At 57.7% G+C, this 14,544-nt stretch carries 15 protein-coding genes; 8 read left to right on the top strand and 7 right to left on the bottom strand.

Features of this window, described 5'->3' with window-relative positions:
• The first annotated feature begins 68 nt into the window (after positions 1–68).
• Positions 69–299, top strand: coding sequence for a hypothetical protein (locus tag ACEN8Z_RS17925; RefSeq protein ID WP_007997830.1), 231 nt, complete (start codon positions 69–71; stop codon positions 297–299).
• Positions 300–310: 11 nt separating this feature from the next.
• Here the strand turns inward: ACEN8Z_RS17925 and ACEN8Z_RS17920 are convergent, their stop codons facing one another.
• On the bottom strand, positions 311–592 hold the full coding sequence (locus ACEN8Z_RS17920) for a hypothetical protein (protein WP_007997829.1): 282 nt from the start codon (positions 590–592) through the stop codon (positions 311–313).
• A gap of 321 nt (positions 593–913) precedes the next feature.
• A complete protein-coding gene (locus tag ACEN8Z_RS17915) occupies positions 914–1,102 on the bottom strand; it encodes a hypothetical protein (protein ID WP_495595110.1) in 189 nt (62 codons plus the stop codon).
• Positions 1,103–1,392: 290 nt separating this feature from the next.
• Between ACEN8Z_RS17915 and galU the strand changes: the two genes are divergently transcribed.
• Complete coding sequence (galU, locus tag ACEN8Z_RS17910) at positions 1,393–2,232, top strand: UTP--glucose-1-phosphate uridylyltransferase GalU (protein WP_007975949.1); 840 nt, start codon at positions 1,393–1,395, stop codon at positions 2,230–2,232.
• 130 nt (positions 2,233–2,362) lie between these two features.
• Positions 2,363–3,721, top strand: coding sequence for a glutathione-disulfide reductase (gorA, locus tag ACEN8Z_RS17905; protein WP_495595109.1), 1,359 nt, complete (start codon positions 2,363–2,365; stop codon positions 3,719–3,721).
• On the opposite strand, the gene ACEN8Z_RS17900 is transcribed toward gorA, so the two are convergent.
• The gene (locus ACEN8Z_RS17900) at positions 3,718–4,728 is read right to left on the bottom strand and encodes a DNA-binding protein (RefSeq protein ID WP_495595108.1); all 1,011 of its coding nucleotides are present in this window, start codon (positions 4,726–4,728) and stop codon (positions 3,718–3,720) included. The two genes, gorA and ACEN8Z_RS17900, sit on opposite strands and share 4 nt — an antisense overlap.
• Before the next feature lie 306 nt (positions 4,729–5,034).
• Between ACEN8Z_RS17900 and ACEN8Z_RS17895 the strand changes: the two genes are divergently transcribed.
• The 3 genes from ACEN8Z_RS17895 (at position 5,035) to ahpF (ending at position 8,728) form a co-directional block, all read left to right on the top strand.
• Positions 5,035–5,973, top strand: coding sequence for a site-specific integrase (locus tag ACEN8Z_RS17895; protein ID WP_495595107.1), 939 nt, complete (start codon positions 5,035–5,037; stop codon positions 5,971–5,973).
• Positions 5,974–6,463: 490 nt separating this feature from the next.
• Entirely contained in the window at positions 6,464–7,027 is a 564-nt protein-coding gene (gene ahpC / locus ACEN8Z_RS17890; protein ID WP_495595106.1) for an alkyl hydroperoxide reductase subunit C, read from the top strand.
• A 138-nt stretch (positions 7,028–7,165) separates the two neighbouring features.
• Positions 7,166–8,728: an alkyl hydroperoxide reductase subunit F gene (gene ahpF, locus ACEN8Z_RS17885; protein WP_495595105.1), complete on the top strand. Its 1,563-nt coding sequence runs from the start codon at positions 7,166–7,168 to the stop codon at positions 8,726–8,728.
• 282 nt (positions 8,729–9,010) lie between these two features.
• On the opposite strand, the gene gloA is transcribed toward ahpF, so the two are convergent.
• A complete protein-coding gene (gene gloA / locus ACEN8Z_RS17880; RefSeq protein WP_007997820.1) occupies positions 9,011–9,532 on the bottom strand; it encodes a lactoylglutathione lyase in 522 nt (173 codons plus the stop codon).
• 144 nt (positions 9,533–9,676) lie between these two features.
• On the opposite strand from gloA, the gene ACEN8Z_RS17875 reads away from it, so the two are divergent.
• Entirely contained in the window at positions 9,677–10,195 is a 519-nt protein-coding gene (locus ACEN8Z_RS17875) for a DUF4946 domain-containing protein (RefSeq protein WP_495595104.1), read from the top strand.
• 164 nt (positions 10,196–10,359) lie between these two features.
• Here the strand turns inward: ACEN8Z_RS17875 and ACEN8Z_RS17870 are convergent, their stop codons facing one another.
• The 3 genes from ACEN8Z_RS17870 to ACEN8Z_RS17860 form a co-directional block, all read right to left on the bottom strand.
• Complete coding sequence (locus tag ACEN8Z_RS17870; protein WP_007997818.1) at positions 10,360–10,725, bottom strand: histone-like nucleoid-structuring protein, MvaT/MvaU family; 366 nt, start codon at positions 10,723–10,725, stop codon at positions 10,360–10,362.
• Positions 10,726–10,959: 234 nt separating this feature from the next.
• A complete protein-coding gene (locus tag ACEN8Z_RS17865; protein WP_495595103.1) occupies positions 10,960–12,492 on the bottom strand; it encodes an EAL domain-containing protein in 1,533 nt (510 codons plus the stop codon).
• A gap of 113 nt (positions 12,493–12,605) precedes the next feature.
• Positions 12,606–13,478, bottom strand: coding sequence for a LysR family transcriptional regulator (locus ACEN8Z_RS17860; protein ID WP_495595102.1), 873 nt, complete (start codon positions 13,476–13,478; stop codon positions 12,606–12,608).
• A gap of 77 nt (positions 13,479–13,555) precedes the next feature.
• Between ACEN8Z_RS17860 and ACEN8Z_RS17855 the strand changes: the two genes are divergently transcribed.
• Positions 13,556–14,512, top strand: a complete 957-nt coding sequence (locus tag ACEN8Z_RS17855) for a DMT family transporter (protein ID WP_495595101.1) — start codon at positions 13,556–13,558, stop codon at positions 14,510–14,512.
• The last annotated feature ends 32 nt before the right edge of the window (positions 14,513–14,544 follow it).

Raw genomic sequence — 14,544 nt, 5'->3', positions numbered from 1 at the left:
CTATCGACAATCAGCACCGATGCCGCCCAAGCCTTGCTTTGGCGGCATTGTTATTTCTGGAGTCGACTATGAAGCGAGAGCAGGTCCGGGAACGTCATGCAGAGGGGGTAATCTGCGCCACCCATGTGATTCAGAATCCGGCGGAGCGGGGAGAATGGATCGTGTTTTTCAAAAAAAGCGCCGGGCGCAGCTATTTCCTGGTGGATGACAATGATGAAGTCGAGTCTTTCAGTCGCCTGGATGATCTGATCGATACCGTGCGCGGGCTTGGCATCAAATTCGCCGAAATCCATATGTAGGGCGCGGCGCCTTACTTGCAGATCACCACGACGTTGCGGCTCTTGTAGTTGCCGACGTCGACGCCGAGAGTCTTTTCGCTCTCCCTGAGCGAGGGTGTGCCATCGGTTCCGACAATCCTGTAGCCGGTACCTGCGCAGGACGCATCGGCTTTTTCGTAGCACGCAGCCCAGGAATTGGCTTCCCCGGAGCAGTCAATGGAAAGACCTTGCTCTCCGTTACCCAGGTAGGTTTCTTTCGACGTTGCGCAGCCACTCAGGGCCAGTATTGCGATCAGAGGCAAAAATTTTTTCATGGCGTGGTCGTCGTCAGGGGGGGGTGGGCTAAGGCTGAGACAGCGTCGCAGGCAAAAGGTTATAGCCAAAGGCCACGCCTTTGCATTTATTCATAAAAAAGGTTCTTTCACTGGTTCAAGCATGGGCACGGCCCCTTGTAGGAGCAGCCGGTCGACGCTCGATTGCTGGCGATGGTCGTTAACGATAACGCGTATGAACTGGATGAACGCGGCGCACTTGAGTCCATCGCCAGCAGGCTGGCTCCTACAGTTTCCCGGGATTGCGTGAAGAACCATAAAAAAGCCCTGCGCAATGGCAGGGCTTGTCGCATCGGGCGTCGCTCAGTTTTTGTCCTTGCCGCGTCGCTTGGGTTCCGGGTGCTCAAGCTCCAGCACCGAGGCCACTTCGATTGCCAAGGCTTCGGAAGCGAAAGGTCCGGCGATATTTTCACCGGCGACACTGGCCACCCACCATTGACCGTCTTTTTCCTGATTGATCAGGAATCCGTTGACGCTTTTTACTGCCGACATCTGTTTGCCTCGTTGTCTGGTTCAAGCGCGCCATGATACCGCCAAACGCACTCAACGGGTGCCGATGGGCGTATGGTGGGGCGCTTCGGTTCAGCGAAACCGTGCAATTGCGCAAGTCTCTGCTATGTATAAGAGGTTGCGCAGTGACCTGCGCACTCCCGCAGGGAACTATCGGCAAGATTATTTCTCTATGTTGGCATCGGTTAGCCAGAGCGGGGCATTGTAAGGTGCTCGCCGCCTGATTAGACTGCGCCGAAACTCGTACACGCACAGCCCTTACAAGGACTTATATGATCAAGAAATGCTTGTTCCCAGCAGCCGGTTACGGTACTCGCTTCCTGCCAGCGACTAAAGCCATGCCCAAAGAAATGCTGCCGGTGGTGAACAAGCCACTGATCCAGTACGGCGTCGAAGAGGCACTGGATGCCGGCTTGAACGAAATCTCCATCGTCACCGGTCGCGGCAAGCGCGCCCTGGAAGACCACTTCGACATCAGCTACGAGCTGGAAAACCAGATCAAGGGCACCGACAAGGAGAAATACCTGGTCGGCATCCGCCGCCTGCTGGATGAGTGCTCGTTCTCCTACACTCGCCAGACTGAAATGAAAGGTCTGGGTCATGCGATCCTGACCGGTCGTCCGCTGATCGGCGACGAGCCGTTCGCCGTGGTGTTGGCGGATGACCTGTGCGTCAACCTGGAAGGTGACGGCGTACTGAAGCAGATGGTCAAGCTGTACAAGCAGTATCGCTGCACCATCGTCGCGATCATGGAAGTCGACCCGCAAGAAACCAGCAAGTACGGCGTGATTGCCGGCGACCTGATTGGTGACGACCTGTACCGCGTGCGCAACATGGTCGAGAAGCCAAAGCCGGAAGATGCCCCGTCGAACCTGGCGATCATCGGTCGTTACATCATGACTCCGGACATCTTCAGCCTGATCGAACAAACCGAGCCAGGCAAAGGTGGCGAAATCCAGATCACTGACGCCCTGATGAAACAGGCGCAGGATGGTTGTGTGATTGCCTACAAGTTCAAGGGCAAGCGTTTCGATTGCGGTGGAGCTGAAGGCTACATCGACGCGACCAACTTCTGCTTCGAGAACTTCTACAAGACGGGCAAGGCTTACTGATAGCTGGCGACCTGTTTGTATTGAAAAGCCACCTGCGGGTGGCTTTTTCATTTTCCAGCCCCATATCGTCTGCAGCGCTTGCCCCACAAATGTCTACGGGTATGCTGGTCACCTGCCGAGGAGATTGAAAATGGCCCACGATTTTGACCTTTATGTGATTGGTGCCGGTTCCGGCGGTGTGCGGGCTGCGCGGTTTGCCGCCGGGTTTGGCGCGAAAGTAGCCGTGGCCGAGAGCCGCTACCTGGGCGGTACCTGTGTGAACGTCGGCTGCGTGCCGAAAAAATTGCTGGTCTACGGTGCGCACTTCGCCGAAGACTTCGAGCAGGCTTCTGGTTTTGGCTGGAGCCTGGATGAAACGCAGTTCGACTGGGCGACGCTGATCGCCAACAAGGACCGCGAGATCAATCGCCTCAATGGCATTTATCGCAACCTGCTGGTCAACAGCGGCGTGACCTTGCATGAAGGTCACGCCAGGATCGTCGATCCGCATCAGGTCGAAATCAATGGCGAGCGCTATACCGCCAAAAATATCCTGATCGCTACCGGCGGCTGGCCGCAGATTCCGGAGATTGCGGGGCATGAGCACGCGATCAGTTCCAACCAGGCGTTCTTCCTCAAAGAGTTGCCCAAGCGTGTGCTGGTGGTCGGCGGTGGCTACATTGCGGTCGAGTTCGCCGGGATTTTCCACGGTCTGGGCGCCGAGACCACGCTGCTGTATCGCGGCGAATTGTTCCTGCGCGGCTTTGACGGTTCCGTGCGCAAACACTTGCAGGAAGAGTTGACCAAGCGCGGCATGGACCTGCAATTCAACGCGGATATCGAGCGCATCGACAAGCAGGCCGATGGCAGCCTGAAAGTCACGCTCAAGGACGGCCGCCAACTGGAAGCCGATTGCGTGTTCTACGCCACGGGGCGTCGCCCGATGCTGGATAACCTCGGGCTGGAAAACACCGGGGTCAAGCTCGACAAGAAAGGCTTCGTTGAAGTGGACGAGCAGTACCAGACCGCCGAGCCGTCGATCCTGGCACTGGGCGATGTGATCGGTCGGGTGCAACTGACACCGGTGGCCCTGGCTGAAGGCATGGCGGTTGCGCGACGCCTGTTCAAGCCTGAGCAGTATCGTCCGGTGGATTACAAGATGATCCCGACGGCGGTGTTCAGCCTGCCCAACATTGGTACCGTCGGTTTGACCGAAGAGGAGGCCCGCGAAGCCGGCCACGAAGTGGTGATCTACGAAAGCCGCTTCCGGCCGATGAAGTTGACCCTGACTGAATGTCAGGAGCGCACGCTGATGAAGCTGGTAGTGGATGCCAGGACTGACAAGGTGCTGGGCTGTCACATGGTCGGCCCAGATGCCGGTGAAATAGTCCAGGGCCTGGCGATTGCCTTGAAGGCCGGCGCCACCAAGCGCGACTTCGACGAAACCATCGGCGTGCACCCGACGGCCGCCGAAGAGTTCGTCACCATGCGCACGCCGGTCGCCGGTTAATCGTCCTTCGCTGCGTCTGCCGCTGCCGCAATGGTCGCGGCCAGACGTACGCGCTCTTCCAGATCCGTCCGGGTCTTGGCTAAATCAATTTCCAGTGACTTGTTGATCTGCGACTGTTCATCGACGTTCTGTTTGAGTGCCTGACTTTCCAGCAGGGCGACGCGCAGGCGTTCCTGGAGGAGGGTGCGCTCGCCGTCGACGCGGGTGGCCTGTTCCAGCAACTGATCCTGACGGGTGTTGCTTTGCTTGAGCTGCTCTTGCAGCAGGCTCAGCTCGCGCAGTGTGCCGCGGTTTTCAGTCAACAAGCGTTCATTGTCACGGTGCAATTGGGTGATTTCATCCTGGCGTACCAGAGCGCTTTGTTGAGCCTGGCGCAGTTCCATCTGTAGCTGTTGCACCTGGCCTTCGTGGCGGCTTATTTCCTGTTCGCGCTGTTCCTTGACCGCATTGCGGTAGTGCTCCAGCGCATCGCGAGTGTGCAGGTGCTTTTCCTCAAGGGAGCGGATCTGCTCGTCCTTGTCTTTCAAGCGCAATTCGAAATCGGCCAGCGCCTGGTTCAGCCCGGCGTTGCGGGTTTGCTCCGTTTGCAACATGGCGCGGGTTTCTTGCAGGGCCTCGGACTCCTGAGTCAGCGCCAGGCTCTGAAACTCGTATTGCTGGTGCAGTTCGCTATTGGCCTCTTGCGCTTCGCTGAGCTGCTTTTCCAGCGTCTTGCGTTGTTCCTCGTACTGCGCGCGGGCCTGGTCGATGGGCTCTTGCGCTTGTTCCTTGAGTCTTTGTGCGAGCCGCGACACCAGCGCCATCAGTTCGTCGTCAATCGGTTCCGCCGGTGCTTCGACCGATTCGTTCCTGTCATCGAGTTCCTTGAGGTAGCGATGAATCGTGGTTTTCGAGCCGGTATTGCCCATCTCGATCCGTACGGCATCGATGCTGGGGTTTTCGCCACGGGCGAGGATCGCCAGCCGGGCGGCTTGCACCACCGCTTTATTTACACCGCCGCGTGCCATGAGTTCTCCTGTGTTTTTGCGATGTGGTATGTACCACGTAAATACACATTGTACCATTCAATGAGTAAAGTTAAATACTGAATCCAACTAACACGGGATATACTGGTATTACCCCGTGTGATCGCAGTTTCGAGGTATTCCTCGCGCGATTTCCGTACACAAACCCTTGTAGGAGCGAGCTTGCTCGCGATAACCCCGAGACCGCCGCGGGGCACCTGCCAACCAGCGTCATCGTTAACGATCATCGTCGGATCGCCGCCCGGAGCGAGCTCGCTCCTACAGTCAGTCAAAACAGGTTCATTTCCTATGAGCGATCTGGATCGCTATCTGCAAGCTGCGACTCGCGACAACACCCGTCGCAGTTATCGGGCAGCCATCGAACACTTCGAAGTCACGTGGGGCGGTTTTCTGCCGGCAACCGGCGACAACGTGGCGCGCTATCTGGTGGCCCATGCCGGCGTGTTGTCGATCAATACGCTGAAACTGCGTTTGTCGGCATTGGCGCAGTGGCACAACAGCCAGGGCTTTGCCGATCCCACCAAGGCGCCGGTGGTGCGCAAGGTGTTCAAGGGCATCCGCGCGCTGCACCCGGCCCAGGAAAAACAAGCCGAACCCTTGCAGCTTCAGCATCTGGAACAGGTGGTCAGCTGTCTGGAACTGGAAGTGCAAACCGCCAGGGCCGAAGGTGACCGACCGGGATTGCTGCGGGCCAGGCGTGACATGGCGTTGATCCTGCTGGGCTTCTGGCGCGGCTTTCGCAGTGATGAGTTGTGTCGGCTTCAGGTTGAGCATGTGCAGGCCAGCGCCGGTTTCGGCATCAGCCTCTATCTGCCGCGCAGCAAGAGTGATCGCGATAACCTCGGCAAGACGTATCAGACGCCGGCCTTGCAACGCTTGTGTCCGGTACAGGCTTATATCGACTGGATCACCGAGGCGGCACTGGTGCGCGGGCCGGTGTTCCGTGGCATCGACCGCTGGGGGCATCTGGGCGAGGAGGGACTGCACGCCAACAGTGTGATTCCGCTACTGCGCCAAGCGTTGGCGCGCGCGGGGATTGCCGGCGAGCATTACACCAGTCACTCCTTGCGTCGCGGTTTTGCCACCTGGGCGCATCAGAGTGGCTGGGATCTGAAGTCCCTGATGAGTTATGTGGGCTGGAAGGACATGAAGTCGGCCATGCGTTACATCGAAGTCAGTCCGTTCCTCGGCATGACTCACATCACCCTGGATCCAAGCGATCCGTAGCAGCTGGCGAAGCCTGCGTCCGGCCGCGCAGCGGTCGTCAACCCGACGTGCATGGCCTGCCTGACACACCGCGAGTTCTGATTTCACGACCGCTGCGCGGCCGAACGCAGGCTTCGCCAGCTGCTACAAAGAGCGTTTTCTATCGCGTGTCGAGGAAAGGCCCATGGCGCCATGGATTTCTCCCGCACAACCACGTTGCAATGCGATCCGTAGCAGCTGGCGAAGCCTGCGTTCGGCCGCGCAGCGGTCGTCAACCCGGCTTGCATGGCCTGCCTGACACACCGCGAGTTCTGATTTCACGACCGCTGCGCGGCCGGACGCAGGCTTCGCCAGCTGCTACAAAAAATCCTGGATGCCGTTTTCTTCTATTAATACAGTCGGCTAATAGCGAAAGCCAATCAGCAGCATGAGGTTTGCCAATGAGCCAACCGTCCGTCGAGTGAGTAAAGTTCTCTCCATCAACTTCTTAACCCCTGACGGAGAGTCAACGATGCCTATCATCAACAGCCAAGTTAAACCGTTCAAAGCTGACGCATTCAAACATGGCGACTTCGTAAAAGTCTCGGACGCTGACCTGAAAGGCAAGTGGTCTGTAGTGTTCTTCTACCCGGCCGACTTCACCTTCGTGTGCCCGACCGAGCTGGAAGACCTGGCTGACAACTACGACGCATTCCAGAAACTGGGCGTCGAGATCTACAGCGTTTCCACCGACACCCACTTTGCCCACGCTGCCTGGCACAACACTTCGCCAGCCATCGGCAAAATCCAGTACACCATGATCGGCGACCCAACCCACGCCATCTCCCGCAACTTCGACGTGCTGATCGAAGAAGCAGGTCTGGCTGACCGTGGCACCTTCGTGATCAACCCGGAAGGCCAGATCAAGATCGTTGAACTGAACGACGGCGGTGTAGGCCGTGACGCTTCCGAGCTGCTGCGCAAAATCAAGGCTGCCCAGTACGTCGCTGCTCACCCTGGCCAGGTTTGCCCTGCCAAGTGGAAAGAAGGCGAGGCCACTCTGGCGCCGTCCCTGGACCTGGTCGGCAAGATCTAAGTCTGTGATTGCTCCATCAGGGCGGAACTCCGCACCTGTTCGGTAAGCTGCACCGCCCAATAAAAACGCCCGGGCGAGATTCGCTCGGGCGTTTTTTTATGCCTGCTTTATATGAAACAGCAAAAGGAAATCGCCCGTATGTTGGACGCCAATCTTAAAGCCCAGTTGAAATCGTACCTGGAACGGGTCACCCAGCCGATCGAGATCGTTGCTTCCCTCGACGACGGTGCGAAATCCCAGGAAATGCTCGAACTGTTGAAAGACGTTGCCGGTCTTTCCACCCAGATTACTTTGCTCGACAACGGTGATGATGCACGCAAGCCATCGTTCTCGATCAATCGCCCGGGAGCCGACATCAGCCTGCGTTTTGCCGGCATCCCCATGGGCCATGAATTCACTTCGCTGGTGCTGGCCTTGCTGCAAGTCGGCGGTCACCCGTCCAAAGCCAGTGTCGAGGTGATCGAACAGATTCGCTCGCTCAAAGGCGAGTTCAACTTCGAGACTTACTTCTCGCTGTCGTGTCAGAACTGCCCGGACGTGGTCCAGGCCCTGAACCTGATGGCGGTGCTGAACCCGAATATTCGCCACGTCGCCATCGACGGCGCGCTGTTCCAGGCCGAAGTCGATGATCGCCAGATCATGGCCGTGCCAAGCATTTATCTGAATGGCGTAAATTTCGGCCAGGGCCGCATGGGCCTGGAAGAAATCCTCGCCAAAATCGACACCAGTGGCATCGAACGCCAGGTCGAGAAAATCAGCGCCAGGCAAGCCTTTGATGTGCTGGTGGTCGGCGGTGGCCCGGCCGGTGCTTCGGCGGCAATCTATGCTGCCCGTAAGGGCATTCGCACCGGTGTCGCGGCCGAGCGTTTTGGTGGGCAGGTGCTGGACACCATGGCCATCGAGAACTTTATCTCGGTGCAGGAGACTGAAGGGCCGAAACTGGCCGTGGCCTTGGAAGAGCACGTCAAGCAATACGACGTGGACATCATGAACCTGCAACGTGCCGACAAACTGGTGCCCGGCAAAAATGGCGAGCTGCACCAGATTCACTTTGCCAGCGGTGCATCGTTGAAGGCCAAAACCGTGATCCTGGCGACCGGTGCGCGGTGGCGTGAAATGAATGTTCCGGGCGAGCAGCAATACCGTAACAAAGGCGTGGCGTACTGCCCGCATTGCGACGGCCCACTGTTCAAGGGCAAGCGCGTGGCGGTGATTGGCGGCGGTAACTCCGGCGTCGAGGCCGCCATCGACCTGGCCGGTATCGTGTCCCATGTCACGCTGCTGGAATTCGATGTGCAGTTGCGTGCCGATGCGGTATTGCAGCGCAAATTGCACAGCTTGCAGAACGTCACCGTGATCACCAGTGCGCAAACCACTGAAGTCACCGGCGACGGTCAGAAGGTCAACGGCCTGCGCTACAAGGATCGTCAGAGCGACGAATTGCGCAGCGTGGAACTGGAAGGGATCTTTGTGCAGATCGGTCTGCTGCCGAACACCGATTGGCTCAAGGGCACGATCGAATTGTCACCGCGTGGCGAGATCATCGTTGACGCTCGCGGTGAAACGTCGGTGCCGGGTGTGTTCGCCGCCGGCGACGTGACCACTGTGCCATACAAGCAGATCGTGATCGCGGTGGGCGAGGGCGCCAAAGCTTCTCTCAGTGCCTTCGATCACTTGATCCGCACGTCCGCCCCGGCATAAAACCCGGCGCTGAAAACACAAAACCCTGTAGGAGCGAGCTCGCTCGCGATGGTCGTCAGCGATAACGCTGGTTGGCAGATGTCCCGCGGTGTTCTCCGGGTTATCGCGAGCAAGCTCGCTCCTACAGGGGGGCATTGGCCGCCGGCGCTGAAAACACAAACCCTGTAGGAGCGAGCTCGCTCGCGATGGTCGTCAACGATAACGCGGGTTAGTAGATGCCCCGCGGCGTTCTCCGGGTTATCGCGAGCAAGCCCGCTCCCACAAGGGGATTTGCGGTGTGGCTTAAAGTGGAGCTGGCTGGATGATTTCGACCCAGTAGGCGTCCGGGTCCTTGATGAATGCCAGGCTCTTCATGCGGCCGTCGCTCAAGCGTTTCTGGAAATCGCAGCCCAGTGCTTCAAAGCGCTCGCAAGCGGCGACGATATCCGGCACCGAGATGCAGATGTGGCCGAAACCGCGCGGGTCGGTGTTGCCATTGTGGTAGGCGAAATCCGCATCGTTCTCGGTGCCGTGGTTGTGGGTCAGTTCCAGAATGCCGGGGATCGATTTCATCCACTCGGTGCGCGCGGCGGCATCGGCCGGGATCTGGTTTTTGTCCACCAGCGCCAGGAAATACAGGCTGAACTCGGCTTCCGGGAAATCGCGTTTTTCCACCAGGGTAAAACCCAGGATGCGTGTGTAGAAGTCCAGGGACCTGGTGATGTCCTTGACCCGCAGCATGGTGTGGTTGAAGACAAATTTCTGTGTAGCGGCGTCCGGTTGGGCGGTGACGCCGGGGAAGGTGTTCAATTCGTGCAGGCTCATGGGCCCTCCGGGAAATATGTGGGCTAACGAATGGCGACAATGATACGCAAGGGTTCGGACATCACCAAACCCAAACAGTCGGCTATTGCCTGACAGCCGGCCTGGGCCCAGACTTTACGGCTTGATCCTTGAGTGCCCATTGCAATGATTCGATTCCGTAAACTGCTGTTCATCCTGCTAAGCGTGCTTTCGGTGGTGGGCGCCGCTCGTGCAGATGCGCCCGTGGTGACCTGGCCGGAGGGCTGGCAGATTGAGGCCGTGCCTGAATCGGCGCCGGGAGTCAGCCGCCAGCGGGCGGTGAAAAATGATCAGAATGGATCACCGATCTTGGTGATGGAGCTGACCATGAGTCAGGTGCAAAGCGATCATCAGGTAAACCTTGAAGGCGTATTGCTGGAGATGCGCAAGTCAGTACAAAAAGACTTCTTTCAGGGCGGGTACCAAAGTGTTTGCACGCGAATACATTCGACTACGTTGAGTCGTTTGGCTGCGCTGGAAACAACCTGCACCATCACGCAAAACGGCAGGCATGTGCTTTCTCAAACATTGGTGGCCGCGGTGGATGCCGATAAGGCCTATGTTCTTTCCTACGCAGGGCAGGCCGAGGCTTATAAGGCGAGCCAGGAGGAAATAGACGCTGCCCGTAACAGCTTGAAACTTTAGTAAGCGACAGTGCTTTTTCGATGCATGAAGAAAATTTTAGATACCCAAATGGATTAAGCACAAAGTTGTTGGCTGTTAGGTAATTGTCCGGTGCCCACCCTCCGGCATTTAGATAGCCCATGAAAAAGCCCTGCATGAGCAGGGCTTTTTTGTCGCTGCGAGAGTTAGCCGCGCAGCCAGGAATCAACGGTGGCTGCACCGTACTGTTCTTTCCAGGCTTTCAGGCCGCGGTGGTTGCCGCCCTTGGTTTCAATCAGCTCGCCGGTGTGCGGGTTCTGATAAACCTTGACCACACGAGCACGACGGGTTTTAGGTGCGATTGCCTGCTGCAGGCCGGATTTTGCCGGGTTCGGATCGAGAATGGCGATGATATCGCGCAGGCTCTTGCCATAGGTTTTCATCAAACCCTGGAGCTTTTCTTCGAATTCGATTTCTTTCTTGAGCCCGGCATCGTTCTTCAAGGATTCCAACTGCTTGAGCTGTTCTTGAAGGGCCTTTTCGGCTGCACGGAATTCAGCGAGTCTGGACAATATCTTTACTCCAATAGTGTGTTTGGCTGATACCAACCGCAAACAAAGCTATAAGCCAAGAGCCTTGAAGCGACTCGGTGATAGTGGCTCACCTGCCAATTTAGCGCAGGCATGGAAAATTGTAGTAGTTAATTGGCCAAGAGTAAATCCTGGCTTTTTCTTCATGTAACGACAGTAGTGTTTTGATTCAAATTGGTGCGTGTAATCGCTATTTTTGTCGGTTAAATCCGTTAGTTAATGGTTGCTTAATGCACTAATGAATTCAGCACCCGGCATGGGTTTGCCGAACAGATAACCTTGCAGGAAGTTGACCTGATGAACGCTCAGGTAATCGCTCTGCTCACGGGTTTCGACACCTTCGGCCACCAGGGCAAGGTCGAGCTTGACCGCCAGTTCGATGATGCTGTCCAGGATGTGGCTGGAGAGTGTGTCGACGCCGATCATGGCGACAAAACTCTGGTCGATTTTCAGAAAATCGACATTGAACTGCCGCAGGTAGCCAAGGCTTGAGTGACCCGTGCCGAAGTCGTCGATGGCGATTTTCACGCCCAGTTCGCGAAGTTGCCCGAACAGTTGCAGGGTAATGGCCGTGGGCTCGATCAGTTCACGCTCGGTCAGTTCCAGCACCAGATAGATCGAGCCCGGTTCGAACGCATTGAGAAACTCGCGACAATCCTTGATCAGCTCCAGGTCCTGGCAATGGCTGGCGGTGATGTTGATGCCGATGTGAAACGGTTTGTTGAATCTGGCGGACTGCGGCGCGAGCAGGGCGGCGGTTTGACGCATCAGCGAGCGGGTCATCGGCACGATCAATCCCGAATGCTCGGCAAACGGGATGAACAGGTCCGGACGCACCAGGCCTTCCTTCGGATGTTTCCAGCGCATCAGCACTTCAGCGCCGGACCAGCTTTTGCTGTCCCCATGTACTACGGGCTGGAAATACGGAATGAACTCTGCGGCTTCCAGTGCGCGTTGCATTTCCTGAGTGGGTGCCGATGAGCGCTTTTGCAGGACATGACCAATTGAGCCGGCAATCACACCGAAGAAAATCAACAAGCTGAACAGCGGTGGATACTCGCTGCTCATGTATCGCCAGGTTTCGCCTTCGGGGAAGCCGGCTTGCACCGCATAGGCATAGCGCCCGGAGGTCAATCGACTTTGCGCAACGGGCAGTTCGGGTGCAGCGTCCCTGTGTACCTTGCCGTCGGCGGACATCCAGTCCGGGCCAACTTGCAGCAATAGCATGGTCTTGCGGCCTATCAGGCGCAGAATATTGCTCAAGTGATAACCATCGACGGTCGCCAGCGCACCTTTTTTGCCTTCGCTCAGGCGGTACACCAGCAAGGCGGTGTCGGGCGTCACCGGATTACCATTCATGAGCCATAAGGCGCCCTGGGTGTAGTCACCGGGCTTGACCTTTTCCTGATAGTCGCCGAACAACGAGCTGCAGTAGAGGTTGTTGTCCCACGCCAGATTGGTTGATCGCACGAATGGGCGACGAGTGACCTGCTCGCGCAGAGACAAGTTGACGTCACCACAACTTTGACCGGCCAGCGGCAGCAGTTCGCGAGCGGCCTGGGCGGTGTTGTCGAGCATCAAGTCGAACTGGCGAATCGCTTCTTCGGCGGTTTGCTCGGTGCTTTGCTTCAGCGCATGGCCCGCTTGCATGTAAAGAATGGCGGCCCCCAGCAACACCGGGAGCAATCCACTGATCAGAGTGACAGCAACTTTTGTGCTGCGACTGCGGGTTTTGGCTTTCAGTGGCATTCGCGAGTCCTGTCACGAAGAAGTAAGGCTCTCAATTGATGGCAGGGTAAAAACGCCTCCCATGAAGAGTTCGGGTATGGGCCATGATAGTTGGCCGTTGACGGTTATGCCGCTCAACGCAAGTCAAGGCTTTCGGCCAGTTTGATAAAGGCCAGCGTCGCAGGTGATGCCTGGCGTCGATCGAGTACCGCCAGGCCAACCTGGCGCAACACCGCCGGCGACAGCTGTTTTTTCACACAGCGGCTGTCAATTTGATTGGGCAATGAACCTTCGGCAACCACCGTCACCCCGTCACCTCGAGCGACGACATCCAGGGTGCTGATCAACTGCGAGCAGCGATAACGGATGTTGGGCGTCAGTTGGGCCGTGGTGAACAGGCGTGAAACCAGCTCCGAAGAACCGGCCTCGGTCAGCACAAACGGAAAATCGCATAGATCCTTCAGGCTCAGGCTGTTGTGACCCGCCAGCGGGTGGCCAGCGGGCAGTAGCGCGACCATCTGGTCTTCGATCAGCGCGACCGTGTCGAAACGCTCCTCGGGCAACACCACAAAGCCGATGTCGATCCGTCGCTCTTCCAGCCACTGCAGCACCTGGCGGTCGGGGCCTTCGTCGATATGCACCTCGATACCGGGATGGGCGGCGCGGTACTGCTGCAGGATCAACGGCAACAATTTGATCGATGAAGTCGGGCCGAAGGAGCCGATACGCAATGTGCCGCGTTTCATGCCCCTTGCATCGGCCGCTTCCTGGCGCAGGGTGTTGGCCAGGCCCAGCATCGCTCGGGCGCGCAGCAACAACTGCTGGCCAATGTCGCTCAACTCGACCTGGGATTGATGCCGGCGCAACAGTTCGACACCCAACTCCAGCTCCAGGGACTTCAAGGCATGGGACACCGCCGATTGGGAAATTCCCAGGCGATTGGCCGCTGCCGTGAAGCCGCGGAGTTCGGCCACGAGGGAGAAAATCTCCAGTTGAGTGAGGGTCATGAGTGTTTACTCATTTTACGATGACTTAGTATTAGTCGAATGATACGTCATCTCTCCGACATCCGGCCCTGGAATCTATGACGATCTGCGAGCAAACCCTGTCAAGACCATCGAATCTGCCGGTGTATCTGAAACTGGCGGGGGTCACCATGGTGTGGGGTGGTACCTTCGTTGCCGGACGCTTTCTGACCGACAGTCTCAGCCCGCTGCTGGCGGCCAGCCTGCGGTTTTTACTGGCCAGCGTGGCGTTGCTGCTGTTTTTACGCGTGGCGCGGATACCGCTGCTCCGGCCCAGCGCCCGGCAATGGCGGCAATTGCTATTGCTTGGCTTTTTCGGGATCTTCTTTTACAACCTGTGCTTCTTTTATGGCCTGCAATACATCAACGCTTCACGGGCGTCCTTGATTGTGGCGCTGAATCCGGCGGTGATCGGCATGGCCTCCTGGCTGCTGTTCAAGGAGCGTTTGAACCGGGCGAAAGTCGCCGGTATTGCGATCTGCATGGCGGGCGCGAGCATGGTGATCGTCAGTCGCAACCCGCAATTACTGGCCGGCGGTGTCGATGCCGGTGCTGGTGCCTGGCTCGGTGATCTGCTGATTTTCGGCTGCGTCCTCGGCTGGGCTGTCTACTCGCTGTTCTCCAGAGAGCTGAACCAGACCCTGGGGCCGGTGCAAACGGTGACCTGGTCGATTCTGCTGGGCACCGTCATGCTCTGGATGACCTGCATTGTCCGCGGCGAGGCGAGTGTCACCGCGATTGCCCACCTGGGTGCGCCGCAATGGTTGAGCCTTTTGTACCTGGGTGTGCTGGGGTCGGCGCTGGCGTACATTGGCTACTACGACGGCATCCGTAAAATCGGCGCGACGCGTTCCGGGGTGTTCATTGCCTTGAACCCGTTGACAGCAGTGATCCTTGGCGCGCTGCTGCTGGATGAGCCGCTGACGCTGGCCATGTGCCTGGGTGGCGGGCTGATTCTGGCGGGGATTTTCCTCTGCAACAAACCCCTTGCGCGAGCATGGAAAAAGGGGATTTGATACAGAAGGCGGACAAACTGATTTACGCTGTG

The sequence above is a fragment of the Pseudomonas sp. Pseusp10 genome (assembly GCF_059492225.1).
The sequence above is the reverse complement of the archived record's forward strand: the minus strand, read 5'-3'. Positions and strand labels throughout refer to the sequence as shown.